This window comes from Mycobacterium sp. NGS57 (assembly GCF_059812405.1).
This window is the reverse complement of record NZ_JCALCP010000004.1, coordinates 38,791-62,781: the sequence shown is the minus strand read 5'-3', so window position 1 is coordinate 62,781 and position 23,991 is coordinate 38,791. Positions and strand designations below refer to the sequence as shown.

The following is a 23,991-nucleotide window of genomic DNA, read 5'->3' as shown; positions in this document are numbered from 1 at the left end:
CTAGCCACCGATCGCGCTCATCGGGCGGGTGGGCTGAATGAAGTTGGGGTCGTTGATGCCGTGCCCGGCGGGCTTGCCCCACATCGCGACGCGCCACGCCGTCTCGATCGCATCGTCGTCGGCGTCGCCGCGCAGCAGTCCGCGCAGGTCCGTCTCCTCGGTAGAGAACAGGCAGCTGCGGATCTGGCCGTCCGCGGTGAGCCGGGTGCGATCGCAGGACGAGCAGAACGCGTGCGACACCGACGCGATGACACCGAACTTTCCGCTCGGCGTGCCCGGACCGGTGTCGACGAGCCACAGCTCGGCCGGGGCCGAACCGCGCGGCTCCGGGTCGGGCCGCAACCGGAAGTGCGGGCGCAGCGCGGCCAGCACGTCGTCGGCCGTCAGCGCGGCCCCGCGACGCCACGCATGCTCGGCGTCCAGCGGCATCTGCTCGATGACCCGCAGCTGGTAGGCGTGCTCGAGGCAGAACCGCAACAGGCCGACGACATCCTCGCGTCCGGTGGTGGGATCGAGCACCGCGTTCACCTTGACCGGTGTCAGGCCCGCCTGGTGGGCCGCCACCAGGCCGTCCATCACGTCGGCGAGCCGGTCGCGGCGGGTGATGGCCGCGAAGTGGTCCGGGTCGATGGTGTCCATCGACACGTTGACCCGGTCCAGACCCGCCTCGACCAGGCCGGCCGCCCGGCGCGCGAGCCCGACTCCGTTGGTGGTCAACGAGATCTCGGGTCGGGGCCGCAGGCCGGCCGCCGCGGCGACCACCTCTTCGAGGTGGCGGGACAGCAGGGGCTCGCCGCCGGTGAACCGCACGCTGGTGATGCCCAAACGGGTGACGGCGATGCGCATCAGCCTGGCCAGCTCGTCGGGCCGCAACAATTTTTCCCCGGGCAGCCAGTCCAGTCCCTCGGCCGGCATGCAGTAGCTACAGCGCAGGTTGCAGCGATCGGTCAGCGACACCCGCAGGTCGGTGGCCGCCCGCCCGTAGGTGTCCAGCAGGGGGCCGGAGGTCGGCATCTCCGGAGCGACCGCGTCGTTGGTGCGGACGGTGGGCACACCCAATGCGATCAGTGTCATGCGGGCACCGGTGCAGATCGGGTCGGGGAGCCGGCGGGGACGATCTCTTTGCCTAACGGCATCAGCGACACCGGGATCAATTTCAGGTTGGCCAGCGCGAGCGGGATGCCGACGATCGTGAGCGCCATCGTCACCGCGCTCACCAGATGACCGATCGCCAGCCATACCCCAAACAGCACCACCCAGATGACGTTTCCGATCAGGGCGCCGGTCCCGGCGGTCGGCTTGTCGACGATCGTGCGGCCGAACGGCCACAACGCGTAGGAGGCAATGCGCAGCGAGGCAAAACCGAACGGGATGGTGACGATGAGCAGGAAACTGACGAGCGCGGCCAGCAGGTATCCGGCGGCCAGCCACAGGCCGCCGAACACCAGCCAAATTACGTTCAAGATCAGGCGCATATCTTCTCCCAGGATACCGAGTAACGAGTAACGGGGGTGCTCGTCGGGCGGCCATCCGAGTAGGATCAGGATCCAACATGCGTCCTGCGCAGGCGGGACGCATATTGCGTTGCCCATCCTAGTGATCCATCAGACAAGCAGGTGAGACCAGTGCCGACCGGCAAGGTTAAGTGGTACGACGCCGAAAAGGGGTTCGGCTTCTTGTCGCAGGAGGACGGCGAGGACGTCTACGTCCGCTCGTCGGCGTTGCCCGCCGGGGTCGAGGGGCTCAAATCCGGGCAGCGCGTGGAGTTCGGCGTGGCGTCGGGCCGGCGCGGGCCGCAGGCGCTGAGCCTCAAGCTGATCGATCCGCCGCCCACCCTGGCCAAGACGCGCCGTGAGGCGCCCGCCGAGCACAAACACAGCCCCGACGAGCTGCACGGAATGGTCGAGGACATGATCACGCTGCTGGAGGGTGCGGTGCAGCCGGAGTTGCGCAAAGGCCGCTACCCGGATCGCAAGACCGCCCGCCGGGTATCCGAGGTGGTCAAAGCGGTGGCCCGGGAGCTCGACTCTTAACAATCCGGCCTAGGCTGAGGCGAGGATCGGCTGCTCGAGGAGGGTTGCGATCGTGAGTGATTCAGCGGAGTCGGTGGTCCTAAAGTTCCTTGCCGCCAACCTCCGGTCCGATTTGGACGAATTGGTCGCCTTCTTCAGTGACGACGCCGTTTACACCGATGGCCCGAGGGGAGTCCATCGCGGCATCGACGCGATCAGAGCCGAATTCGAAGAGATAGTGAAGATCGTTCCGAGCACCGCGATCGATATCAGGACACTCGTCGCGAACGGCGGCACGGTCATCGTCGAGCGAGTGGACAACTTCGAAATCGGAGGCACAGCCTTCGGATTGGAGGTCGTGGGGGTGTTCGAGGTCGACGACAACGGCCGGATCGACCGCTGGCGCGATTACTATGACTTGCAGTCCATCGCACAACAAACCGGGCTCACGGCGTCGGGCCGGCCGGCTGACTGACTCGTGACCGCGCAATCTGCAGGCAACGACGCGGTGACGCCGCCGCATACGGGGTACTCACCCCTCGCAACTGTCGTGTAGCAAGGAGGCGGCGATGGCACAGCAAGCGCAGGTCACCGAGGAGCAAGCCAGGGCGCTGGCCGAGGAATCCCGCGAAAGCGCTTGGGACAAACCATCATTCGCCAAAGAATTGTTCCTTGGTCATTTCCCGTTGGACCTCATCCACCCGTTCCCCAAACCGGCGGAGGCCGACGAGGCGCGCACCCGCGCCTTCCTCGACAAGCTGCGGGAGTTCCTCGACACCGTCGACGGCAGCACCATCGAACGTGATGCCCTGATCCCCGACGAATACGTGAAGGGCCTGGCCGAGCTGGGCTGCTTCGGCATGAAGATCCCCACCGAATACGGCGGGCTGGGGATGTCGCAGGTCGCCTACAACCGGGCGCTGGTGATGGTCGCCTCGGTTCACCCCAGTCTCGGCGCGTTGTTGTCGGCCCACCAGTCGATCGGGGTGCCCGAACCCCTCAAACTCGCGGGCAGCCCCGAACAGAAGCGGAAGTTCTTGCCGCGCTGCGCCGCCGGCGCCATCTCGGCGTTTCTCCTCACCGAACCCGACGTCGGCTCCGACCCGGCGCGGCTGGCCTCGACGGCGACGCCGGTCGAGGACGGCGGGGCCTACGAGCTCGAGGGCGTGAAGCTGTGGACCACCAACGGCGTGGTGGCCGAACTGCTGGTGGTCATGGCCCGGGTGCCCAAGAGCGACGGGCATCGCGGCGGCGTCAGCGCATTCGTCGTCGAGGCCGATTCGCCCGGAATCACCGTTGAGCGGCGCAACAAGTTCATGGGGTTGCGCGGCATCGAGAACGGCGTGACGAGGCTGCACCGGGTGCGGGTGCCGGCCGAAAACCTGATCGGCCGGGAGGGCGATGGCCTCAAGATCGCGTTGACCACGCTCAACGCCGGGCGGCTGTCGATCCCCGCGAGCGCGACGGGTTCGGCCAAGTGGGCGTTGAAGATCGCCCGCCAATGGTCCGGCGAGCGGGTGCAGTGGGGCAAGCCGCTGGCCAAGCACGAAGCGGTGGCACAGAAGATCTCGTTCATCGCCGCGACCACGTACGCGCTCGATTCGGTGCTCGAGCTGTCGGCGCAGATGGCCGACGAAGGCCGCAACGACATCAGGATCGAGGCGGCGCTGGCCAAACTGTGGTCCAGCGAGATGGCCTGCGTCGTCGCCGACGAGCTCTTGCAGATCCGCGGCGGGCGGGGTTATGAGACCGCGGAGTCGCTGGCCGCGCGCGGGGAGCGGGCGGTACCGACCGAGCAGGTGGCGCGCGACCTGCGGATCAACCGCATCTTCGAGGGATCGAGCGAGATCATGAGGTTGCTCATCGCGAGGGAGGCTGTCGATGCCCACCTGTCCGCGGCCGGCGACCTCGCCAAGCCCGACACGGGGTTGCGGCAAAAGGCGGCCGCGGCCGTCGGCGCCAGCGGGTTCTACGCAAAGTGGTTGCCGCAGTTGGTATTCGGCGAGGGACAGCGACCCACGGCGTATCACGAGTTCGGTCCCCTGGCATCGCACCTGCGGTTCGTCGAGCGCTCCACCCGCAAGCTGGCGCGGAACACCTTCTACGGAATGGCGCGCTGGCAGGCCAAACTCGAACAACGGCAAGGGTTTTTGGGGCGCATCGTCGACATCGGCGCCGAGCTGTTCGCGATGTCGGCGGCATGCGTGCGCGCCGAGGGGCAGCGGTCCGCCGACGCGGACGTCGGGCAACAGGCCTACGAATTGGCCGAGACGTTCTGCCGGCAAGCCACCCTGCGGGTCGAAGCACTCTTCCAGGCGCTGTGGACCAACACCGACAGCGACGACGTTCGGCTGACCCGCGACGTGCTGGAGGGCCGCTACGCCTGGCTGGAGGAGGGGATCGTCGACCAGTCGGAGGGCACCGGGCCGTGGATCGCCCACTGGGAACCGGGGGAGTCCACCGAGCCCAACCTGGCCCGACGGTTCCTGGGCGCATAGACATGGCCACCTACGTCGCCGGCGCGGGCGAATTCACCCGCGACACCAACTACATCACCACCCGGATCACCGCCGACGGGCGCGACGGCTATCCGGTCGAGCCCGGACGGTATCGCCTTGTCGTGGCCCGCGCGTGCCCGTGGGCCAACCGCGCGATCATCGTGCGGCGGTTGCTGGGCCTGGAAGACGTGCTGTCCATTGGGTTTTGCGGTCCAACCCACGACGAGCGCAGCTGGACGTTCGACCTCGACCCCGGCGGCGTCGACCCGGTGCTGAAGATCCCGCGGCTGCAGGACGCGTACTTCAAGCGCTTCCCCGACTACCCCAAGGGCGTCACGGTCCCGGCGATCGTCGACGTGCCCACCGGCGCGGTGGTCACCAACGATTTCGCGCAGATGACGCTGGATCTGTCCACCGAGTGGAGCGCCCATCACCGCGACGGCGCCCCCCGGCTATATCCCGAACCGCTGCGCGCCGAGATCGACGAGGTGAGCCGAAGGATCTACACCGAGATCAACAACGGCGTCTACCGCTGCGGGTTCGCCGGCACGCAGCAGGCCTACGAAGCGGCCTACGATCGGCTGTTCACCGCGCTGGACTGGGTGAGCGACCGCCTGGCCGGGCAGCGATACCTGGTGGGGGACACCATCACCGAGGCAGACGTGCGGCTGTTCACCACGCTGGCCCGCTTCGACCCCGTCTACCACGGGCACTTCAAGTGCAATCGAAGCAAACTGTCCGAAATGCCGGTGTTGTGGGCCTATGCGCGTGACCTGTTCCAGACACCGGGTTTCGGCGACACGGTCGACTTCGTCCAGATCAAGCAGCACTACTACATCGTGCACGCCGACATCAACCCGACGCGCATCGTGCCCAAGGGCCCGGACCTGTCCGGCTGGCTGACCTCACACGGGCGGGAAGCATTGGGCGGCAGGCCATTCGGGGACGGGACCCCGCCCGGGCCGCCCGTCGACGGTGAGCGAGTGCCAGCCGGCCACGGAGCCTAGCTTCTCGCGCCCGACGTCGACTTGTTGCGCGTATCCACGCTGTTTCGGCGCAACAACTCGACGTTCGGGAGAGTCAGGACGTCAGGCGCACCGACCATTCCGCGTGCGGGTAAGGGCGCACGGTCGGGGGATCGTCGGGTTTGCCGGCCTCCACCACCAACGTCAGCAGTTGCACGACGATCCCGGCCAGCCGCCCACGTTGCGGGTCGACCGACGGAATGGTGACCGCGAGGCGGGTGCCGGGCCGGAAGATGGTCTCGGCGGTGTTGGCGGGGTCCTCGTACAGTTGCAGCAGCCGCCAGGGGGCGCGGGAGATGGCTTCGGGAACCGAAAGTTGCACCGGATAGCGCTCATTGAACGGCAGTTCGCCCTGTGTCTGCGGTGTCTGGCAGTCGTTGAGGTTGAGCACATCGCAGTACTGGTACGGCCCCACCCTGGTCAGGTGCCCGTGCGAATAGGCGCTGATCTCGGGCCGCTGCGGACCGGTCGGCCGCACCAGCAGCCACGCGCCCACCCCGCCCGCCAGACACGCGACGGCCACCACGGCCGCGACGAGCGCGACCACGCCGCGTTTCACTCCGGCACCGCCGCGGGCCTGCCGACGCGGCGGCGCATCCCCTCCTGCTCGACCATGACGGGCCGATTGCCGCCGAGACCGGGGATCAACGAGTCGCCGCGGAAGCTTACGAGGGTCTGGGCCAAACCCAGGATGAGCAGGGCGGTGACCGCGGTGAAGCCCACCCACAGTTCCGTGTACACGAGGACGCCCAGCGCCCCGCCGAGCACCCACGCCAACTGCAGCGTCGACTCCGAACGCCCGAAGCCCGACGCCCGCGATTCCTCGGGTAGGTCGTGTTGCAAGGAGGCGTCCAGCGAGGCCTTGGCGATCGCGCTGGACCCCGAGGTGACCAGGGTGGCGATCGCGGCCACCAGCAGGTTGCCCGCCACGGACGCCGCCAACGCAACCGCGCACACCGCCACCGTGCAGCGCACCACCAGCACCGCCGGCCTACCCAACTTCAGCCGCGCGCTGGTGAAGTTGCCCGCGAAGTTACCGATCGCGGCCGCGGCGCCGATCATGCCCAGCATGCCCAGCTGGACCCATCCGCTGGCATCGTGCGCCTTGGCGACGAACGCCGGGTACAAGAACAGGAAGCCGACCATCACCTTGATGGTGCAATTGCCCCATAGCGAGGTGATGATGTTGCGGCCCAATGGTTGTCGAATTGTCCCGCCGGCCTTCTTGATCCCGTCGGGACGATTTCGCGGCGGGTGGTCGCCGTCGCGCCGGTAGCTCAGCGTGGCCGGCACCTCACCGGCGGTCACCTCGACCCAGCGCGGGATCCGCATGGACAGCAGGGCGCCGGCGATCGTGACGGCGACGACGACCAACAATGCCCCCGGCAGCTTGAACAAGTGGGTGCAGACGAACTCGACGCCGCCGGCGATGGCACCGCCGGCGATGGTGCCGCCCAGTAGGCCGAAGACCGTCAGCCGGGAATTGACCCGCACGAGGTCGATGGTCGGCGGCATCACCCGCGGCGTCACCGCGCTGCGCAGCACGCTGAACGACTTCGAGAACACCATCATCGCCAGCGCGCACGGATAGAGCACCCACGACGGGAAGCTGCCGGTGGCGCCGTCGTAGTTCATGATCAGCAGCACCGCCAGCGCGGTGCGCAACGCGAACGACAGCGCCAGCGCGACGCGCCGGCCATGCTGCAGCCGGTCGAGCGCCGGACCGATCAGCGGCGCGATCACCGCGAACGGCGCGATCGTGATCAACAGGTACAGCGCCACTTTCGATTTGCTTTCGCCGCTGGCCGCGGCGAAGAACAGCGTGTTGGCCAGCGCGACGGCCATCGCAGCGTCGACCGCGAAGTTGGCCACCGTTGGCCACGTCAGCGCCGTCAGGCCGGACTTGTCGGCGCCGTCGGCGGTGGCGGCGCGCTGCACCATCCAGTACATGCGCGAACCCATTTCGCGGCTGCGCATCGCGGCGGCGCGGGTGACGGTGATGCGTTCGCTGGAGGCGGTCGCCCGTGGGGACTCGGCGCGGTTGCGGTCCGGGTCTGTGCGCTCGCCAAGCGGCGGGAGATAGCGGTTGGCGCTCGGTGTGGTGGGCCGGGGACGCGGCCGGCGACGGTCGGCGCCGTCGGCGGGGTAGTTCGCCATGCCGGGATGCTGTGGGCCTGATCCCCTGGCGTCCGGGCGGGCCCCGCGACCCGGGTTGGAGGCAACCCGACCCCGGTCATCACGCCGCCGTCCAGACACGAATCAATTCTGTCCTATGCCGGCAGGCAACAGGGTGTGGCTCGCCAACCTACTATGGAGTCGCACTGGTCGGATGGTGGCGACCCGCAGCGCCCGGCAACGCCGCGCTTGCGATCGCCACCGGGCCTGATGGTGGCGACCCGCAGCGCCCGGCAACGCCGCGCTTGCGATCGCCACCGAAGAGAGGGGACAGCGTGACCGGACCCACCGAAGGGTCGACCGAACCCGCCGCGACGGCCGTGGCGGAGTGGCCCGGCGAGCTGGCGACCGTTCTCACCGGCGCGGCCGATCTGGCCCGGGCCGCTGTCGAGGAGTTCGCCGGCCCGGATGCCGTCGGGGACTACCTGGGCGTCGGCTTCGAAGATCCGACCGCCGCCACCCACCGGTTCCTCGCGCACCTGCCCGGCTACCAGGGGTGGCAGTGGGCCGCCGTCGTCGCCGCCTATCCCGGTGCCGACCACGCGACGATCAGCGAAGTGGTGCTGATCCCGGGGCCGACGGCGTTGCTGGCCCCGGGGTGGCTGCCCTGGGACCAGCGGGTGCGGCCCGGAGACCTGAGCCCCGGGGATCTGCTGGCGCCCGCGGCGGACGACCCACGCTTGGTGCCCGGCTACGCCGCCAGCGGCGACCCCCAGGTCGACGAGACCGCCGCCGAGATCGGCTTCGGCCGGCGCTGGGTGATGGGCGCCTGGGGCCGCGCCGACGCGGCCGAGCGCTGGCACACCGGGGATTACGGTCCCGAATCGGCGATGGCCCGCTCGACCAAACGCGTGTGCCGCGATTGCGGGTTCTTCCTGCCGCTGGCCGGATCGCTGGGCGCGATGTTCGGGGTCTGCGGCAACGAGCTGTCGGCCGACGGGCACATCGTCGACAAGCAGTACGGCTGCGGCGCCCATTCCGACACCCCGGCACCGGCCGGCACCGGCTCGCCCATGTACGAGCCCTACGACGACGGGGTGCTCGACGTGGCGGAGGCCCCGCCGGCCGAGGCTGCGCCGGCGACGCCCGACACCGAGGCCACCGAGGCGCCGGACTAGCCGCTCTCGGCGGCGGCCTTGATCCGCGCCAGCGAGGTGTTCATGCCGTCGAGCAATTCGCGTTCGAAGTTCTCCGTGCCGCCGAGGAATGCGTTCACCGTCAGGCTGGAAACCGCGCTGACGCCGTTCTCGGCGTGCCGGCTCTCGATCAGCCGTGTGCCCTGACCGTTGGGCTCGAGCTCGTAGCTCCAGATGGTGCCGTTGGCGTCGACCCGGAACGCCAGTCGTTGCTCGGGGACGACCTCGACCACCGTGCAGGTGGTGGGCCAGAACATGCGGTTGCGGCGGTTGAGGTTGAGGGTGCGGGTGCCGGGGCGCAGCGGGCCGAAGGGCCGCATCCAGCGGCACTGCGGGCTCCACTGGGGCATCCGCCGGAAATCCGATATCAGCGCCCAGACCTTCGAGACCGGAGCCTCGATGTCGACGTGCGTCTGGAGTAGCGGGGCGGCCATTGTTCCTCCCGGGTCGGCGATTTCAGTTGCGGTCGAGGTAGGTTTCCAGCCCGGTCTGCGCCCCGCGGGCGCCGCGGCGGGCGGCGGCGAGCTGCAACACGAAGATGCTCGTGCCGATCACCCCGACGCCCACTCCGCCCAGCGTCACCGGGCGCCAGCCTTGCAGGGCGGGCACGAGGAACGCGACGGCCGCGGCGATCAGCCAGCCCACGAAGCCGACCACGACGACGGGCCACACCTCGAGCAGCGCGGGCGGCAGCGGCGGCGCCTCGCGGGGTGGACCGGGTTCGACAGACATCGCGATCAACATAACGCGGTGACGACGAGCGCCGGAACCTGCCCGAGTGCGGGCAACGATTCGCAGTGTGTCGTTGGCCGCTTCGTGACCCGAGTTTCTTTTGTTCCGTGTAACCTCGCGCCATGCCTGACAGCGACGCCCGGCTGGCCAGCGACCTGTCGCTGGCTGTCATGCGGTTGGCCCGCCAGCTTCGGTTTCGTAATCCGTCCTCGCCGGTGTCGCTGTCCCAGCTATCGGCCCTGGCGACCCTCGTCAACGAGGGGGCCATGACCCCCGGCGCGCTGGCGGTCCGCGAGCGCGTGCGGCCCCCGTCGATGACGCGGGTGATCGCCTCGCTGGCCGAGATGGGTCTCGTCGACCGCACCCCGCACCCCGTCGACGGACGGCAGGTGCTGGTCTCGGTGTCCGAGGCCGGCGCGGAGCTGGTTAAGGCGAACCGTCGCGCGCGCCAGGAGTGGTTGGCCAAGCGCCTCGCGACGATGGGCGGCGACCAGCGCGACACCCTGCGCGAGGCCGCTGATTTGATGCTGGCCCTGGTCGACGAAAGCCCGTGAGCGACCGCGTCAATGTTCAGGACGTCACCGATCCCGACGATCCCCGCCTCGACGACTTCCGCGACCTCAACAGCGTCGACCGCCGTCCCGACCTGCCCACCGGCAAGGGCCTGGTGATCGCCGAGGGTGTGCTGGTCGTGCAGCGCATGCTGGCGTCCCGGTTCACCCCGCACGCCCTGCTGGGCACCGACCGCAGGCTCGCCGAACTCGCCGACGACCTGGCCGGTGCCGAGGCGCCGTTCTACCGGACGACGCCCGAGGTGATGGCCAAGGTGGTCGGCTTCCACCTCAACCGAGGCGTGCTGGCGGCCGCGAGACGGGTGCCGGAACCCGGCGTGGCACAGGTCGTCGACGGCGCCCGGACCGTCGCGGTGCTCGAAGGCGTCAACGATCACGAGAATCTCGGCTCGATCTTTCGCAACGCGGCGGGGCTGGGCGTTGATGCGGTGGTGTTCGGCAGCGGCTGCGCGGACCCGCTGTACCGCCGCGCCGTCCGGGTGTCGATGGGCCACGCGTTGCTGGTGCCGTACGCGCGAGCGACCAACTGGCCCAAGGACATTGCGCTGTTGAAGGACAGCGGATTTCGGGTGCTGGCGATGACGCCGGGACGCGACGCTTGCCCGCTGGCCGAAGCAATGGCCGGCGCCGCCGACGACCGCATCGCGGTGGTGGTCGGAGCCGAGGGGCCCGGGTTGACGCCGGCGACGCTGCGGCTCGCCGATGTGCGGGTGCGTATCCCGATGTCGCGCGGCACCGACTCGCTCAACGTGGCGACGGCGGCGGCGCTGGCGTTCTACGAGAGGGATCGGCTCGCGTGACCGACGAGCGCGATTCTCGGCCCTGGGCAACGGGTTTGACGGTCTCGGCGTTCGTCGCCGCGGTGATCGGGGTCGCCGTCGTCGTGCTCAGCCTCGGGCTGATCCGGGTGCATCCGCTGCTGGCGGTCGGCCTCAACGTCGTGGCGGCGGGCGGTCTGGCGCCGACCCTGTGGGGCTGGCGGCGCACCTCGGTGCTGCGCTGGTTCGTACTGGGGGCGGCCGTCGGGGTGGCCGGAGCCTGGGTGGCGTTGCTCGCGCTGATGGTGTCCGGGAACTACTAGCGCTGCCCGCTCGAGCGCACGCCGAGCAGCACGTCCTCCCAGGCGGGGATCACCGGCTTGCCGCGTCGGGTGTGCGCCGGCTGTTCCGCCGGCGCCGGCGCCGGCGCCGCGCCTTCATCGCGTGAAGCGGGCGCGGCCTCGACTTCGAACTCGAGGTGGGCAACCTTCGCGAGCGGCCGCAGCGGACGCTCGAAGTTCGGGTCGATGAGCTCGCTGGCCGGATCGTCGACGGCGGTGACCGTCCCGCCGTGGGCACCGGGGGTGAAGCAGAAGTGCGCGATGTTGTCGGAGCGCCCGGCCTTCCACGCCAGCTGCACCGTCCAGCGGTTGTCCTCGTTGCGCCAGGCGTCCCAGCTGAGCCGCTCGTGGTCGAGGCCCCGCGCCACCAGCGCGCCGCTGACGGTCTCCAGCAGGGTCAGCACGGACGGCCCGTCGACGAGCACCGGGTGCGCGGCCGTGGCCAGCTCCGCCGCGCGGAAACGTTCCAGCAGGACCGGGTTCGCGAATCGGCGGATCCGGGCGATGTCGGACCCCGACGCCGCGGCAACCTGCTCGACCGATGCGCCGGCACGGATACGCGCCTGAATTTCCTTGGGGCTCAACAGGTTCACGACTTCGATGTCGAGCTGCGGCTGCTCCGGGGGCGACGATTCGGCGCGCACGGCGGCGCGGAGTCGCTCGTCAGCCACCAGCTTGAACCGCTCCGCGGGGTCACCACCCTCGCAGATGATGTGTTCGCCGTTGTCGTCGAGACCGACCACTTTGAGTTCCCGCATGGCTTCTCCTCGCAGGCTCCGTGCCGTTCAGCAAACGGACCCGTCAGGGCGCACTCTAGTGCAGCTAACGGCGGTAACCCGCTCTGACACGCGGGTGGATTTGCCGTTACAACCGCTCGACCACCCAGTCGACGCACCGGGTCAGGGCGCTGACGTCGTCGGGGTCGACCGCGGGGAACATCGCGACCCGCAATTGGTTGCGGCCCAGCTTGCGGTACGGCTCGGTGTCGACGATGCCGTTGGCGCGCAGGGTCTTGGCGACGGCGGCCGCGTCGACATCGTCGGCGAGGTCGATCGTGCCCACCACCTGCGAACGCGACGCGGGGTCGGTGACGAACGGCGTGGTGTAGGGGCGTTCCTCGGCCCAGGAGTACAACCGCTGCGACGAGTCCGCCGTGCGCTTGACCGCCCAGTCGAGGCCGCCGTTGCCCAGCATCCAGTCGAGCTGTTCGGCCATCAGGGCCAGGGTGCCTATCGCCGGGGTGTTGTAGGTCTGGTTCTTCAGGCTGTTTTCCACCGCGATCGGCAGCGACAGGAAGTCGGGGACCCAGCGACCGGACGCGGCGATCGACTCGACGCGGGCCAGCGCCGCGGGGCTCATGATCGCCAGCCACAGCCCGCCGTCGCCGGCAAAGTTCTTTTGGGGGGAGAAGTAGTACACGTCGGCCTGGGTGATGTCGACCGGCAGGCCGCCGGCGCCCGACGTCGCGTCGATCAGGACCAGCGCGTCGCCCGCGTCGGCGGGGCGGCGGACGGGCACCGCGACGCCGGTCGACGTCTCGTTGTGGGCCCACGCGATCGCGTCGACCGAGGGGTCGGCCTGCGGCTCGGGAGCGGTGCCCGGATCCGATTTGATGACGACCGGGTCGCCGACGAACGGGTTCTTGGCGACCGCCGAGGCGAACTTGGAGCTGAACTCTCCGTAGGAGAGGTGCAGCGACCGCTGGTCGATCAGCCCGAACGCGGCGGCGTCCCAGAATGCGGTCGCGCCGCCGTTGCCGAGGATGACCTCGTAGCCGTCGGGCACCGAGAACAGCTCGGTCACTCCCGACCGCACCCGGCCCACCAGGTCCTTGACCGGTGCCTGGCGGTGCGAGGTGCCGAACAGCGGCGCGGCGGTGGTGGTCAGTGCCTTCAACTGCTCGGGTCGCACCTTGGAGGGGCCGGAACCGAAGCGGCCGTCGCGGGGTTTGAGGTCGGCGGGAATCTCGAGCTGGTCAGCCATATCGACCAGCGTAGTGAGCGGTTTCGGGGCGGTGACGGGGCGGCCCGTGGCTGTGAGACGCGCCACACCCGTCCAGTGACCACCGGTCAGGCCACAGTGGCTGGTGCGGGTCTGGAAAATATCCGGTACCTGCGGTACTGTCTGGACATAGCACATCCAAATGTAAACCTCGTTGGGGAGGCTTTTGTATGGCCAGGACGCGAATGGTTCGACGTTGGCGCCGCAACATGGAAGTGCGCGACGACGCCGAGTACGTCGACATGCTTGCCACACTGTCCGAGGGGTCGGTGCGGCGTAACTTCAATCCCTATACCGATATCGACTGGGACGCACCGGAATTCGCTGTGACGGAGAACGATCCACGGTGGATCCTGCCGCAGACCGATCCGCTTGGGCGCCATCCCTGGTATCAGGCCCAGTCCGACGAGCGCAAGATCAAGATCGGCATGTGGCGCCAGGCCAACGTCGCCAAGGTCGGATTGCACTTCGAGTCGATCCTGATCCGGGGCCTGATGAACTACACGTTCTGGGTGCCCAACGGGTCCCCGGAATACCGGTACTGCCTGCACGAATCGGTCGAAGAGTGCAACCACACCATGATGTTCCAGGAGATGGTCAACCGGGTTGGGGCCGACGTGCCGGGCATGTCCCGGATGCTGCGCTGGATCTCGCCGTTGGTTCCGTTGGTCGCCGGCCCATTGCCGGTGGCGTTCTTCATCGGGGTGCTGGCGGGCGAGGAGCCCATCGACCACACGCAGAAAAACGTGCTGCGCGAAGGCAAGTCGCTGCACCCGATCATGGAGCGGGTGATGGCGATCCACGTGGCCGAGGAGGCCCGCCATATTTCGTTCGCCCACGAGTTCCTCCGCAAGCGGGTGCCGGAATTGACCAAGCGGCAGCGCTTCTGGACCGCGCTGTACCTGCCGCTGACGATGAAGGTGCTGTGCCGGGCGATCGTGGTGCCGCCCAAGGCATTTTGGCGGGAGTTCGACATCCCGCGCGAGGTGAAGAAGGAGCTCTTCTTCCGGTCGCCGGAATCGCGTAAGTGGCTCCGCGACATGTTTGGTGACGTGCGGATGCTGGCGTATGACACCGGCCTGATGGAAACGCGCTCCGCGCGGCTGATGTGGCGGATCTGCAAGATCGACGGCAAGCCCTCGCGCTACCGCAGCGAGCCACAGCGCCAACACCTGGCGCCCGTCCCGGCCGCATAGGACTTCTCGGGGTCATATGCCGCACGTTATTACCCAGTCGTGCTGCAACGACGGGTCCTGTGTCTTCGCCTGCCCGGTGAACTGCATTCACCCGACGCCGGACGAGCCGGGCTTCGCGACGTCGGAGATGCTCTACATCGACCCGGTGGCCTGCGTGGACTGCGGCGCGTGCGTCAGCGCGTGCCCGGTCGGCGCGATCGCGCCCGACACCAAGCTGGATCCCAAGCAGCTGCCGTTCGTGGAGATCAACGCGTCCTTCTACCCGGAGCGACCCGCCGGCGTGAAGCTGCCGCCGACCTCCAAGCTGGCACCGGTGATCCCCGCCGCCGAGGTCCGCGCCCGCCGCACGCCGTTGACCGTGGCCATCGTGGGATCCGGGCCGGCGGCGATGTATGCGGCCGACGAACTGCTGACCCAGCACGGGGTGCGGGTCAACGTCTTCGAAAAGCTGCCTACCCCTTACGGATTGGTGCGGGCCGGCGTGGCGCCCGATCACCAGAACACCAAGCGGGTCACCCGGCTTTTCGACCGGGTCTCCCGTCACCGCCACTTCCGGTTCTACCTCAACGTCGAGATCGGCAAGCACCTGAGCCACGCCGATCTTCTGGCGCACCATCACGCCGTGCTGTACGCGGTCGGCGCCCCCGATGATCGCCGGCTCGACATCGCCGGCATGGGCCTGCCGGGCACCGGCACCGCCACCGAGTTGGTCGCGTGGATCAACGGCCATCCCGACTTCACCGATCTGCCGGTCGATCTCGGCCACGAACGCGCGGTGATCATCGGCAACGGCAATGTCGCCCTCGACGTGGCCCGGGTGCTCACGGCGGACCCCGACGACCTGGCTCGCACCGACATCGCCGACCATGCCCTCGACGCCTTGCGGCGCTCGGCGGTGCGCGAAGTGGTGATCGCCGCCCGCGGCGGGCCGGCCCGCTCGGCGTTCACGCTGCCCGAATTGATCGGCCTCACCGGCGCCTCCGAGGTCGTGCTCGACGCCGGCGACCATGAGCGGGTGGTCAGCGATCTGGCGGAAGCCTCCGATCCGCTGACCAAGTCCAAGCTGGAGCTCCTGAGCAAACTGGGCGACGGCCCGGTGCCCGCGACTCGCCCCCGAGTCCGGTTCGCCTATCGACTCACCCCCGAGCGCGTGCTGGGTGAGCGGCGCGCGACCGGCGTGGAGTTTTCGGTCACCGGCACTTTGCAAACAAGGAGAGAGACGCGCCGACTCGAGGCGGGCCTGGTGCTGACGTCGATCGGATACCGCGGCAAGGGGATTCGCGACCTACCGTTCGACGAGTCGTCAGCGGTGGTTCCCAACGAGAGCGGCCGGGTCCTCGACCCCGACTCGCGCCGGCCGGTGCCCGGCGCCTATGTCGCGGGATGGATCAAGCGCGGGCCGACGGGGTTCATCGGCACCAACAAGTCCTGCTCTCTCGAAACCGTCCAGGCCGTCGTGGCCGATTTCAACGCCGGCCGGTTGACCGATCCGGCGGCCAAGCCGGGGGGCCTGGACGAACTGGTGCACGCGCGCCAGCCCGACGTCGTCGACTCCGAGGGATGGCGCGCGATCGACGCCGCGGAAATCGCGCGCGGCGGCCACGGCCCTCAGGGCGGACGTCCGCGCAACAAATTCACTCTCGTCGCGGACATGCTCGCCGTCGCGGCCACCGCCCCGCCGGCGCCGCGACCGCGACGCCGGCTGCTGGCCCGGCTGCGCGGCTAACCCCGCCCGGCCATAGCGGCTTCGATCTCCTCCATGCTGACCTCGCGCACCGGCTGACCCAGCGACCAGTGGTGGCCGAAGGGATCGGCGACCACGCCGTAACGGTCTCCCCAGAATTGGTCCGCCAGCGGCCCCACCACGGTGGCGCCCGCGTCCAGCGCCTGTTGGAACTTGGCGTCGACGTCGGTGACCGTCAGGTGGATGGTGACCGGGGTCCCGCCAAGGGACCTGGGCGTCGTCGATTTGCCGCCACACGTTTCCGGAAAGTCGTCGTTGAGCATCACTGTGAAACCGTTGATGCGCAGCGCGGCGTGGATCAGCTTGCCGTCGGGACCGGGAACGCGCCCCAACTCGACGGCGTCGAAAGCCTCGACGTAGAAGTCGATCGCCGCGGCGGCGTCGTCGACAACGAGGTGCGGGGACAGGGCGGGTTCGACGTTGATGGCCATGGGGGTCCTTACCTTTCTGTCGGCCCCGGGCCGGTCGTGGCCCGGGCTCATCGGTATTGACCGCGCGCACGACGAAAAGTCATCGCGCGGGATCATTCAACCGGGGGGCACCGACAAGCCGTGCCAGAGACCGATTCAGGCGCTGGTGAGGACTCGATTCCACCCCTCGACGGCTTCCGGGCTGCGGGGGCCCGGTCCCACGTAGATGGCCGACGGGCGGACCAGTTTGCCCAGCCGCTTCTGCTCGAGGATGTGGGCACACCAGCCCGCGGTGCGCCCACAGGTGAACATGGCCGGCATCATGTTCGCCGGCACGCGGGCGAAGTCGAGGATGACCGCGGCCCAGAACTCGACGTTGGTCTCGATGGCCCGGTCCGGACGCCGCTCGCGCAACTCGGCCAGCGCGGCCTGCTCGAGCGCGACCGCGACCTCATGGCGCGGGGCGCCGAGGCGTTCGGCGGCCGCGCGCAACACGCGCGCCCGCGGGTCCTCGGCGCGGTACACGCGGTGGCCGAAGCCCATCAGCTTGTCGCCGCGGTCCAGGATTCCCTTGACCAGCCCGCGGGCGTCGCCCGTGCGCTCGACCTCCTCGATCATCGGCAGCACGCGCGCGGGCGCCCCGCCGTGCAGCGGGCCGCTCATCGCCCCGATCGCACCCGACAGGGATGCGGCCACGTCCGCTCCGGTCGAGGCGATCACCCGAGCGGTGAACGTGGAGGCATTCATTCCGTGCTCGGCGGCCGACACCCAGTACGCGTCAATCGCCTCGACGTGCCTCGGGTCCGGCTCGCCCTGCCAGCGGGTCATGAAACGCGCTGTGACGGTGGAGCATTCGTCGATGACGCGCTGCGGCACGGCCGGCTGATAGATACCGCGCGCCGACTGCGCGACGTAGGACAGGGCCATCACCGAGGCCCGGGCCAGCTGATCGCGGGCGGTGGTTTCGTCGGTGTCCAGCAGCGGCTTGTAGCCCCAGATGGGCGCCAGCATCGCCAGCCCGGCCTGCACGTCGACCCGCACGTCGCCGGTGTGGATCGGCAGCGGGAACGGCTCGGCGGGCGGCAGCCCGCGCCCGAACTGGCCGTCGACCAGCAACGCCCACACGTCGCCGAACGTGACCTGCTGGGTCACCAGGTCTTCGATGTCGACGCCGCGGTAGCGCAGCGCGCCGCCGTCTTTATCCGGTTCGGCAATTTCGGTGGTGAAAGCCACCACGCCCTCTAGGCCGGGGACAAAGTTTTCGGGGACAACAGTCATGGGAAAAATTCTCGCACCCCGCCTCCGGGCCAACGCTACCGGCCGGTAAGAACCGCCGGTAGCGTTGGCGCAATGGCAGGACCGAGCCCCGTACCCGGCGACGAACACCTGCAGAAACTGCGCGTGGAATACGGATCCGCCGAAAAGGACGGCAGCCCCGACCTGGACGCGGACTGGCTGGTCGACGGATGGCTGGCGCTGTTCCGCAAGTGGCTCGGCGAGGCCGAACGCGCCGGTGTGGCCGAGCCCAACGCCATGGTGCTGGCCACCGCCGCCGAGGGCAGGCCGGTCAGCCGATCGGTGTTGTGCAAGAGCGCCGACGAGACCGGGATCACGTTCTTCACCAACTACGAGTCGGCCAAGGGGCTCGAACTGGCGGCGACGCCCTACGCGTCGGCCACCTTCCCCTGGTATCAACTGGGTCGGCAGGTGCACGTCCGGGGTCCGGTGAGCAGGGTCGATCCGCAGGTCACCCGGGACTACTGGGCCAAACGGCCACGCGGCTCACAACTGGGTGCGTGGGCGTCGCACCAATCGCGTCCCATCGCGTCGCGCGCGGCGCTGCTGGACCAGCTCGAGGAGGTCACCGCGCGCTTCGCCGACTCGGAGCGCGTCCCGGTGCCACCCAACTGGGGTGGCTACCGCATCGCACCCGAGGTGGTCGAATTCTGGCAGGGGCGAGAAAACCGGGTGCACAACCGGATTCGGGTCGCCGGCGGACGGGTGGAGCGCCTGCAACCCTAGCCGCGAAACGCCCCGGAGCAAGTTCTGACTAGTCGCACTGGTCAGAATAGTTGCGAGCACCCTACATTGGTATGGGTGGAGACAGTAGTCACGAGTACCGAGGCCAAGGCGAAGTTGAACGCGCTGCTCGCAAAGGTCGAACGCACCGGCGAATCGGTGACGATTACCAATCACGGACGTCCGGTCGCGGTGCTGTCGCCGGTGCAGAAGCGCCCACGCCGGTTCGGCCAGCTTCCCGGGCTCGTCGTGCCCGGTGAGTTTGACGAGCCCTTGCCCGAAACGGAAATTGCTGCGTGGGAAGGTGATTCGTGACCGTGGGAATCCCACCCGCTGCGGTCCTGCTGGATACCAATGCGCTGCTTTGGTTGGTCAGCGCGCCTGACAAGCTCGCGGCCCCGGCGCGCGAGTTGCTTTCCGATCCGGCAACAGAGGTGGCTGTATCGGCAGCCTCAGCGTGGGAGATCGCGACCAAGACTCGCCTCGGCCGCCTCGACGGCGACGCGCTGCTGTCCGCGTGGTCGGATGTGTTGGCTGACATGGGTGCATCTGAACTTCCCATTGACGCCGCCGATGCGATCCTCGCCGGGCGCTTGCGGTGGGACCACCGAGACCCGTTCGACCGCGTGATCGTGGCCCAGGCCGCCCGCCGAAACCTAACCATCGCCACCAGCGACAGCCGCATTCTCGAGGCAGCGCTCACCGCGACTCTGAAAACCTGAACCGCTTGGAGATCTCGGACCGATGACCCGACCCCGGGCAGGCACGTCGTCCCGATAACGACTACCTTCAGCTATAAGCACCGAGTCAGGGCAGCCATACCAGCCAGAGCGCAAAGGGGTTCTCGTGGCCGACACCGACGACACCGCCACCCTGAAGTACCCGGGGGGCGAGATCGACCTGCAGATCGCCCAAGCCACCGAAGGGGCCGACGGGATCGCGCTCGGCTCGCTGTTGTCCAAGACCGGGTACACGACGTTCGACAACGGCTTCGTCAACACCGCCTCGTGCAAGAGCTCTATCACCTACATCGACGGCGACGCCGGCATCTTGCGCTACCGCGGCTACCCGATCGAGCAGCTCGCCGAGAAGTCGACCTTCATCGAGGTCAGCTACCTGCTGATCTACGGCGAGTTGCCGACCAAGCCCCAACTCGACGAGTTCACCCACCGGATCCAGCGGCACACCATGCTGCACGAGGATCTCAAGCGCTTCTTCGACGGCTTTCCGCCCAACGCCCACCCGATGCCGGTGCTGTCCAGCGTGGTGAACGCGCTGAGCTCCTACTACCCGGATGCGCTGGACCCGATGGACAACGGTCAGGTCGAGCTGTCGACCACGCGGCTGCTGGCGAAGCTGCCCACGATCGCCGCCTACGCCTACAAGAAGTCGATCGGGCAGCCGTTCCTCTACCCGGACAACTCGCTGAGCCTGGTGGAGAACTTCCTGCGGATGACGTTCGGGCTGCCGGCCGAGCCGTACCACGCCGACCCCGAAATCGTGCGGGCCCTGGACATGCTGTTCATCCTGCACGCCGACCACGAGCAGAACTGTTCGACGTCGACGGTGCGGTTGGTGGGCTCGTCGCGGGCGAACCTGTTCACCTCCATTTCCGGGGGCATCAACGCGCTGTGGGGTCCGCTGCACGGCGGCGCCAACCAGGCGGTGCTGGAGATGCTCGAGCAGATCCGTGAGAGCGACGACGACGTCGGCGAATTCGTGCGCAAGGTGAAGAACCGCGAGGCGGGCGTCAAGCTGATGGGCTTCGGGCACCGGGTCTACAAGAACTACGACCCCCGGGCGCGGATCGTCAAGGAACAGGCCGACAAGATCCTGGCCAAGCTTGGCGGCGACGACGACTTGCTGGGCATCGCCAAGGAACTCGAGGAAGCCGCGCTCACCGACGACTACTTCGTCGAACGCAAGCTCTACCCCAACGTCGACTTCTACACCGGCCTGATCTACCGAGCCCTCGGATTCCCGACCCGGATGTTCACCGTGCTGTTCGCGTTGGGCCGGCTGCCCGGCTGGATCGCGCACTGGCGGGAGATGCACGACGAGGGCGACAGCAAGATCGGCCGTCCGCGCCAGATCTACACCGGGTACACCGAACGCGACTACGCCATCATTAACGAGCGTTGAGCGACTCCAGCACGGCCATCGCGGCGTTGTGGCCGCCGATGCCCGACACCGCCCCACCGCGGCGGGCACCCGAGCCGCACAACATGATTCGCTCGTGCGCGGTGGCGACCCCCCATCGCCGCGCCGGGCTGTCCAGCGGGTCGTCGCCATCGGCGAACGGCCACGACAGCCCGCCGTGGAAGATGTTTCCCGCGGTCATCCCCAGCTTGCGGTGCAGGTCGAGCGTGGTGGTCGTCTCGAGGCACGGACGGCCGAGGGCGTCGCTCATCAGGACGTCCTGAATCGGTTCGGCCAGAACTGAATTCAGCGACGCCAGCACCGCGTCGGTCAGCCGGTCGCGCAGCGCGCCGGTGTAGGTGCCGTCGAATAGCGAGTGCGGGGTGTGCAGGCCGAACACCGTCATCGTGTGGGCGCCCGAGGCGCGCAGCGGGGCCGACAGAATGCCCGGGTCGGTCAGCGAATGGCAATAGGCTTCGCAGGGAAGCGGATTGGGGATCTGGCCGGAGGCCGCCTGGGAATAGCCCGCGTCCAGTTGGTTCCAGGTCTCGTTGACGTGAAACGTGCCGGCGAATGCCTGTTCGGCGGTGACGCCTGCGTCGCGCAACCGGGGTAGCCGCCGCAGCACCATGTTGACCTTCACCTGCGCGCCGGGGGCCGGTGGCGCCGGTCGCTCGCCCAGCAGACCGGCCAAAACCGTTGGCGTGACCCCGGCGAGGACGTACCGACCCTGCACGGCGCGCTCGTTGTCGCCGAGGCGGTAGCGCACCAGCCCGCCCGGGTCGACAGCGAAAACATCTGCGCCGGTGACTATTTCGGCGCCATGGCGCGCAGCGGCGGCGGCCAGTGCGGAGGTCACCGCTCCCATCCCGCCGACGGGCACGTCCCAGTCTCCGGTTCCCCCTCCGAGCACGTGATACAGGAAGCAGACGTTCTGGTTCAGCGCGGGGTCGTCGAGGCGGGCGAAGGTGCCGATCAGCGCGTCGGTCGCGATGACCCCACGCACCAGGTCGTTGCTCACCGCGCCGGCGATGGCGTGGCCGATCGGCTCGTCGACCATGGCCCGCCACGCGGTCGCCGCGCCGGGATCGCCGCCGTCGATGACGTGCCGGCGGGCCTGATCGCGGGTGCGCAGCGGCTCGAGCAGCGTCGGCCAGAGCTTTCCGGTCACCAGGCGGCAGCGCTGGTAGAACGCGGCGAAACCGTGCTCGTCGCCGGCGGCCCCGACGGCGGCGAACGTATCGGGACGCCCGACGAGCAGTCCGCGCCGGCCGCCGGTAGCGGGGTCCGGGGTGTAGGACGAATACGGCCGGCCGGCCAGCCGCACGTCGGCACCCAGGTCGTCGACGATGCGCGAGGGCAGCAAACTTACCAGGTAGGAGTACCGCGACACCCGGACGCCGACCCCGTCGAACGCCTGCGCCGACACCGCGGCGCCACCCACGTGCCCCAGCCGCTCCAGCAACCGCACCCGAAGGCCCGCCCGGGCCAGATAACCGGCCGCGACCAGCCCGTTGTGGCCGCCGCCTATGACTATGGCGTCGAAGGCGTCGGGGTCGGCCGCGCGCCCGTTCAGCTCAGGTAACCCTCGACCTGGTCGGGCGCCCGCACCTCGGCCTCGCGCGGGTCACCGCCGCTTTCGCGCAGTGCCCGGCGCTGACGCAGCAGGTCCCAGCATTGGTCGAGTTCGACCTCCACCCGACGCAGGTGATCCTGCTCCTCGGAGGTGCCGATGTCGCCGCGCTGCAGCCGCTCGCGCAGGGACTTTTCCTCGGCGACCAGCCCGCGGATGTATGCCAGGGTTTCGCTGTCGGTTGGTTTGTTGCCGTTGCCCATCGCTCCAGTGTGCCCGACTTGACGGGTGCCGCGGCGCCGACTCGGTAGGCTGCATATCGCCTGCACGACGGGCAAGTCTCGGAGAGGAAAACGAGGGGATGGCAACAGCGGGGGTGGGCTCGGGTTTGCGGCAGGACGCCGCAGGCGTCGATGCGCTGCGGGCTGCGGAGCCGCCTCGGCGGCCGGCGGGCCCGCCCTGGCTGATTGCTGTGGTGGTCATTCCATTGTTGATCGCGACGATCGGCTCCGCCGGGCTGGATCGACAGCCGTCAGCCGCCGGACCGTCCGATGCGGTCGCGACGCTGGCGCCGACGGGCAAGCCCGGGGTTTCCACGTTGTCCCTGGCGCCGCTGTCAATCGCTCGCAGCGGCAACGATTTTACGCTCAGCGGGGAGCTTCCCGACGACTCCGCCAAGGCCGCCTTGCTGAAGGCGCTCAATGGCTCACTGCCGCCAGGCGTCAACGTCGTCGACGAGCTGCACATCAACCCCAACGTCGATGCGCTCGATTTCTCAAAGGCCGCACCAATTTTCAAGGACGGCTCCTCGATGCCCGACTTCAGCCTGACCGTCTACGGAAACACGATCACCCTGGCGGGCACCGCCGCATCCCAGGCCCAGAAGGACACCGTCAGCCAGGAGGCGGTACGCACCTGGTCCAACCTGAACGTCGTTGACAAGCTTGCGGTTAACGCGCCGGTACCGGCGCCGCCGGGCGGGCCGTGCGCCGACCTGCAAGCGGCGATCAATGCCGCGACGGGTGGGCCGATTACCTTCGGCAACGATGGCCTGAGCCTGACACCGGCCGACACGCAGATGCTGACCCAGGTGTCGGACAGGCTCAGGGCATGCCCGACCGCGCACGCGACGATCAACGGCTACACCGATACATCCGGCACCGAGGCGGTCAACCTTCCGCTGAGCAGCCAGCGGGCCCAACGGGTTGCCGACTTCCTTGTTGCCCACGGCGTTGCCGCTTCCCAGTTGGTGGTCAAGGGGCTCGGGTCGGTCAACCCGGTGGCCCCCAATGACACGCCCGATGGTCGCGCCAAGAATCGCCGCGTCGAAATCGTTGTCAGTTAAGGAGATCCGGCACATGGATTTCGTGATCCAGTGGTTGTGGTACCTGCTCGCGTTTCTCGTGGGCTCGGCCGTCGCCCGGGTGGTCGCCAACATCTTGAACAAGCGGGTCACCGTGGAAGAAGTTCCCGTCGTTTCGGCCGGGCGTGAGATTGGCGGGCAGCGATGAACTACGTGCACTGGTGGCTTTTCGCCGTGTCCTTTGTGACCGGGCTGGGGTTGACGCTCGCGCTGACGCTGCGCCGGGTCAAACGCCAGGTGCCGGTCGAGGTGCGCCCGAACGGCTCCGCCGCTGAGGCGGGTGAAGTGCGTGTGCCG

Annotated in this window: 28 protein-coding genes and 1 pseudogene; 17 read left to right on the top strand and 12 right to left on the bottom strand. The window is 68.7% G+C overall.

The window, feature by feature from the left end; translation table 11 throughout:
• A complete protein-coding gene (gene moaA / locus AC5Y43_RS09100; RefSeq protein ID WP_499971664.1) occupies positions 1 to 1,074 on the bottom strand; it encodes a GTP 3',8-cyclase MoaA in 1,074 nt (357 codons plus the stop codon).
• The gene (locus tag AC5Y43_RS09095; RefSeq protein ID WP_499972198.1) at positions 1,071 to 1,475 is read right to left on the bottom strand and encodes a YccF domain-containing protein; all 405 of its coding nucleotides are present in this window, start codon (positions 1,473 to 1,475) and stop codon (positions 1,071 to 1,073) included. Before AC5Y43_RS09095 ends, moaA begins: the two co-directional genes overlap by 4 nt.
• Positions 1,476 to 1,625: 150 nt before the next feature.
• Here AC5Y43_RS09095 and AC5Y43_RS09090 point away from each other — a divergent pair, with 150 nt between their 5' ends.
• The 4 genes from AC5Y43_RS09090 (at position 1,626) to AC5Y43_RS09075 (ending at position 5,517) form a co-directional block, all read left to right on the top strand.
• On the top strand, positions 1,626 to 2,033 hold the full coding sequence (locus AC5Y43_RS09090; RefSeq protein ID WP_499971662.1) for a cold-shock protein: 408 nt from the start codon (positions 1,626 to 1,628) through the stop codon (positions 2,031 to 2,033).
• 52 nt (positions 2,034 to 2,085) lie between these two features.
• A complete protein-coding gene (locus AC5Y43_RS09085) occupies positions 2,086 to 2,487 on the top strand; it encodes a limonene-1,2-epoxide hydrolase family protein (RefSeq protein ID WP_499971660.1) in 402 nt (133 codons plus the stop codon).
• A 94-nt stretch (positions 2,488 to 2,581) separates the two neighbouring features.
• Entirely contained in the window at positions 2,582 to 4,510 is a 1,929-nt protein-coding gene (locus tag AC5Y43_RS09080; RefSeq protein ID WP_499971658.1) for an acyl-CoA dehydrogenase family protein, read from the top strand.
• Between the two features lie 2 nt (positions 4,511 to 4,512).
• Positions 4,513 to 5,517: a glutathione S-transferase family protein gene (locus tag AC5Y43_RS09075; protein ID WP_499971656.1), complete on the top strand. Its 1,005-nt coding sequence runs from the start codon at positions 4,513 to 4,515 to the stop codon at positions 5,515 to 5,517.
• Between the two features lie 73 nt (positions 5,518 to 5,590).
• On the opposite strand, the gene AC5Y43_RS09070 is transcribed toward AC5Y43_RS09075, so the two are convergent.
• Both AC5Y43_RS09070 and AC5Y43_RS09065 read right to left on the bottom strand, forming a co-directional pair.
• Entirely contained in the window at positions 5,591 to 6,094 is a 504-nt protein-coding gene (locus AC5Y43_RS09070; RefSeq protein ID WP_499971654.1) for a DUF2771 domain-containing protein, read from the bottom strand.
• Positions 6,091 to 7,791, bottom strand: a complete 1,701-nt coding sequence (locus AC5Y43_RS09065; protein WP_499971652.1) for an MFS transporter — start codon at positions 7,789 to 7,791, stop codon at positions 6,091 to 6,093. Before AC5Y43_RS09065 ends, AC5Y43_RS09070 begins: the two co-directional genes overlap by 4 nt.
• A gap of 194 nt (positions 7,792 to 7,985) precedes the next feature.
• On the opposite strand from AC5Y43_RS09065, the gene AC5Y43_RS09060 reads away from it, so the two are divergent.
• The gene (locus AC5Y43_RS09060; protein WP_499971651.1) at positions 7,986 to 8,828 is read left to right on the top strand and encodes a DUF3027 domain-containing protein; all 843 of its coding nucleotides are present in this window, start codon (positions 7,986 to 7,988) and stop codon (positions 8,826 to 8,828) included.
• Here the strand turns inward: AC5Y43_RS09060 and AC5Y43_RS09055 are convergent.
• Both AC5Y43_RS09055 and AC5Y43_RS09050 read right to left on the bottom strand, forming a co-directional pair.
• Entirely contained in the window at positions 8,825 to 9,280 is a 456-nt protein-coding gene (locus AC5Y43_RS09055) for an SRPBCC family protein (protein WP_499971649.1), read from the bottom strand. The two genes, AC5Y43_RS09060 and AC5Y43_RS09055, sit on opposite strands and share 4 nt — an antisense overlap.
• Positions 9,281 to 9,302: 22 nt before the next feature.
• Positions 9,303 to 9,578: a DUF2530 domain-containing protein gene (locus AC5Y43_RS09050; protein ID WP_499971647.1), complete on the bottom strand. Its 276-nt coding sequence runs from the start codon at positions 9,576 to 9,578 to the stop codon at positions 9,303 to 9,305.
• 122 nt (positions 9,579 to 9,700) lie between these two features.
• On the opposite strand from AC5Y43_RS09050, the gene AC5Y43_RS09045 reads away from it, so the two are divergent.
• From AC5Y43_RS09045 to AC5Y43_RS09035, 3 genes are read left to right on the top strand one after another with little or no spacing between them, the layout of a single operon-like run.
• Positions 9,701 to 10,132, top strand: coding sequence for an Rv0880 family HTH-type transcriptional regulator (locus tag AC5Y43_RS09045; RefSeq protein WP_499971645.1), 432 nt, complete (start codon positions 9,701 to 9,703; stop codon positions 10,130 to 10,132).
• Positions 10,129 to 10,950 (top strand): TrmH family RNA methyltransferase, encoded by an 822-nt coding sequence (locus AC5Y43_RS09040; protein ID WP_499971643.1) that lies wholly within the window; start codon positions 10,129 to 10,131, stop codon positions 10,948 to 10,950. Before AC5Y43_RS09045 ends, AC5Y43_RS09040 begins: the two co-directional genes overlap by 4 nt.
• The gene (locus AC5Y43_RS09035; protein WP_499971641.1) at positions 10,947 to 11,231 is read left to right on the top strand and encodes a DUF2537 domain-containing protein; all 285 of its coding nucleotides are present in this window, start codon (positions 10,947 to 10,949) and stop codon (positions 11,229 to 11,231) included. Before AC5Y43_RS09040 ends, AC5Y43_RS09035 begins: the two co-directional genes overlap by 4 nt.
• Here AC5Y43_RS09035 and sepH read toward each other — a convergent pair.
• Both sepH and serC read right to left on the bottom strand, forming a co-directional pair.
• On the bottom strand, positions 11,228 to 12,007 hold the full coding sequence (gene sepH, locus AC5Y43_RS09030) for a septation protein SepH (RefSeq protein ID WP_499971639.1): 780 nt from the start codon (positions 12,005 to 12,007) through the stop codon (positions 11,228 to 11,230). The genes AC5Y43_RS09035 and sepH overlap by 4 nt on opposite strands.
• Before the next feature lie 106 nt (positions 12,008 to 12,113).
• Entirely contained in the window at positions 12,114 to 13,232 is a 1,119-nt protein-coding gene (gene serC / locus AC5Y43_RS09025; protein ID WP_499971637.1) for a phosphoserine transaminase, read from the bottom strand.
• Between the two features lie 188 nt (positions 13,233 to 13,420).
• Here serC and AC5Y43_RS09020 point away from each other — a divergent pair, with 188 nt between their 5' ends.
• Complete coding sequence (locus AC5Y43_RS09020; RefSeq protein ID WP_499971635.1) at positions 13,421 to 14,446, top strand: AurF N-oxygenase family protein; 1,026 nt, start codon at positions 13,421 to 13,423, stop codon at positions 14,444 to 14,446.
• A 16-nt stretch (positions 14,447 to 14,462) separates the two neighbouring features.
• On the top strand, positions 14,463 to 16,172 hold the full coding sequence (locus AC5Y43_RS09015) for an FAD-dependent oxidoreductase (protein ID WP_499971633.1): 1,710 nt from the start codon (positions 14,463 to 14,465) through the stop codon (positions 16,170 to 16,172).
• Here the strand turns inward: AC5Y43_RS09015 and AC5Y43_RS09010 are convergent.
• Together AC5Y43_RS09010 and AC5Y43_RS09005 are read right to left on the bottom strand one after the other, a co-directional pair.
• Positions 16,169 to 16,621 carry a VOC family protein gene (locus AC5Y43_RS09010; protein WP_499971632.1) on the bottom strand — a complete coding sequence of 151 codons (453 nt, stop codon included), beginning with the start codon at positions 16,619 to 16,621 and terminating at the stop codon, positions 16,169 to 16,171. The genes AC5Y43_RS09015 and AC5Y43_RS09010 overlap by 4 nt on opposite strands.
• Positions 16,622 to 16,756: 135 nt before the next feature.
• Complete coding sequence (locus tag AC5Y43_RS09005; RefSeq protein WP_499971630.1) at positions 16,757 to 17,878, bottom strand: citrate synthase 2; 1,122 nt, start codon at positions 17,876 to 17,878, stop codon at positions 16,757 to 16,759.
• A 72-nt stretch (positions 17,879 to 17,950) separates the two neighbouring features.
• On the opposite strand from AC5Y43_RS09005, the gene pdxH reads away from it, so the two are divergent.
• The 4 genes from pdxH (at position 17,951) to AC5Y43_RS08985 (ending at position 20,761) form a co-directional block, all read left to right on the top strand.
• Positions 17,951 to 18,622: a pyridoxamine 5'-phosphate oxidase gene (gene pdxH, locus AC5Y43_RS09000; protein WP_499971628.1), complete on the top strand. Its 672-nt coding sequence runs from the start codon at positions 17,951 to 17,953 to the stop codon at positions 18,620 to 18,622.
• 75 nt (positions 18,623 to 18,697) lie between these two features.
• Positions 18,698 to 18,934 carry a type II toxin-antitoxin system Phd/YefM family antitoxin gene (locus AC5Y43_RS08995; RefSeq protein WP_499971627.1) on the top strand — a complete coding sequence of 79 codons (237 nt, stop codon included), beginning with the start codon at positions 18,698 to 18,700 and terminating at the stop codon, positions 18,932 to 18,934.
• A complete protein-coding gene (locus tag AC5Y43_RS08990; RefSeq protein ID WP_499971625.1) occupies positions 18,931 to 19,341 on the top strand; it encodes a type II toxin-antitoxin system VapC family toxin in 411 nt (136 codons plus the stop codon). Before AC5Y43_RS08995 ends, AC5Y43_RS08990 begins: the two co-directional genes overlap by 4 nt.
• Positions 19,342 to 19,465: 124 nt before the next feature.
• Entirely contained in the window at positions 19,466 to 20,761 is a 1,296-nt protein-coding gene (locus tag AC5Y43_RS08985) for a citrate synthase (RefSeq protein WP_499971623.1), read from the top strand.
• Here AC5Y43_RS08985 and AC5Y43_RS08980 read toward each other — a convergent pair.
• Complete coding sequence (locus tag AC5Y43_RS08980; RefSeq protein ID WP_499972197.1) at positions 20,748 to 22,334, bottom strand: phytoene desaturase family protein; 1,587 nt, start codon at positions 22,332 to 22,334, stop codon at positions 20,748 to 20,750. The two genes, AC5Y43_RS08985 and AC5Y43_RS08980, sit on opposite strands and share 14 nt — an antisense overlap.
• Positions 22,331 to 22,594: a DUF2630 family protein gene (locus tag AC5Y43_RS08975; RefSeq protein WP_499971621.1), complete on the bottom strand. Its 264-nt coding sequence runs from the start codon at positions 22,592 to 22,594 to the stop codon at positions 22,331 to 22,333. Before AC5Y43_RS08975 ends, AC5Y43_RS08980 begins: the two co-directional genes overlap by 4 nt.
• Before the next feature lie 98 nt (positions 22,595 to 22,692).
• On the opposite strand from AC5Y43_RS08975, the gene arfA reads away from it, so the two are divergent.
• The 3 genes and pseudogenes from arfA to arfC all read left to right on the top strand — a co-directional run.
• Positions 22,693 to 23,676, top strand: coding sequence for a channel-forming protein ArfA/OmpATb (gene arfA, locus AC5Y43_RS08970; protein WP_499971619.1), 984 nt, complete (start codon positions 22,693 to 22,695; stop codon positions 23,674 to 23,676).
• A 13-nt stretch (positions 23,677 to 23,689) separates the two neighbouring features.
• Positions 23,690 to 23,842, top strand: coding sequence for a channel accessory protein ArfB (gene arfB, locus AC5Y43_RS08965; RefSeq protein ID WP_499971617.1), 153 nt, complete (start codon positions 23,690 to 23,692; stop codon positions 23,840 to 23,842).
• Positions 23,839 to 23,928, top strand: a pseudogene (gene arfC, locus AC5Y43_RS08960) (channel accessory protein ArfC); the annotation flags it as partial. The gene arfB and the pseudogene arfC, both read left to right, overlap by 4 nt.
• Positions 23,929 to 23,991 lie beyond the last annotated feature (63 nt).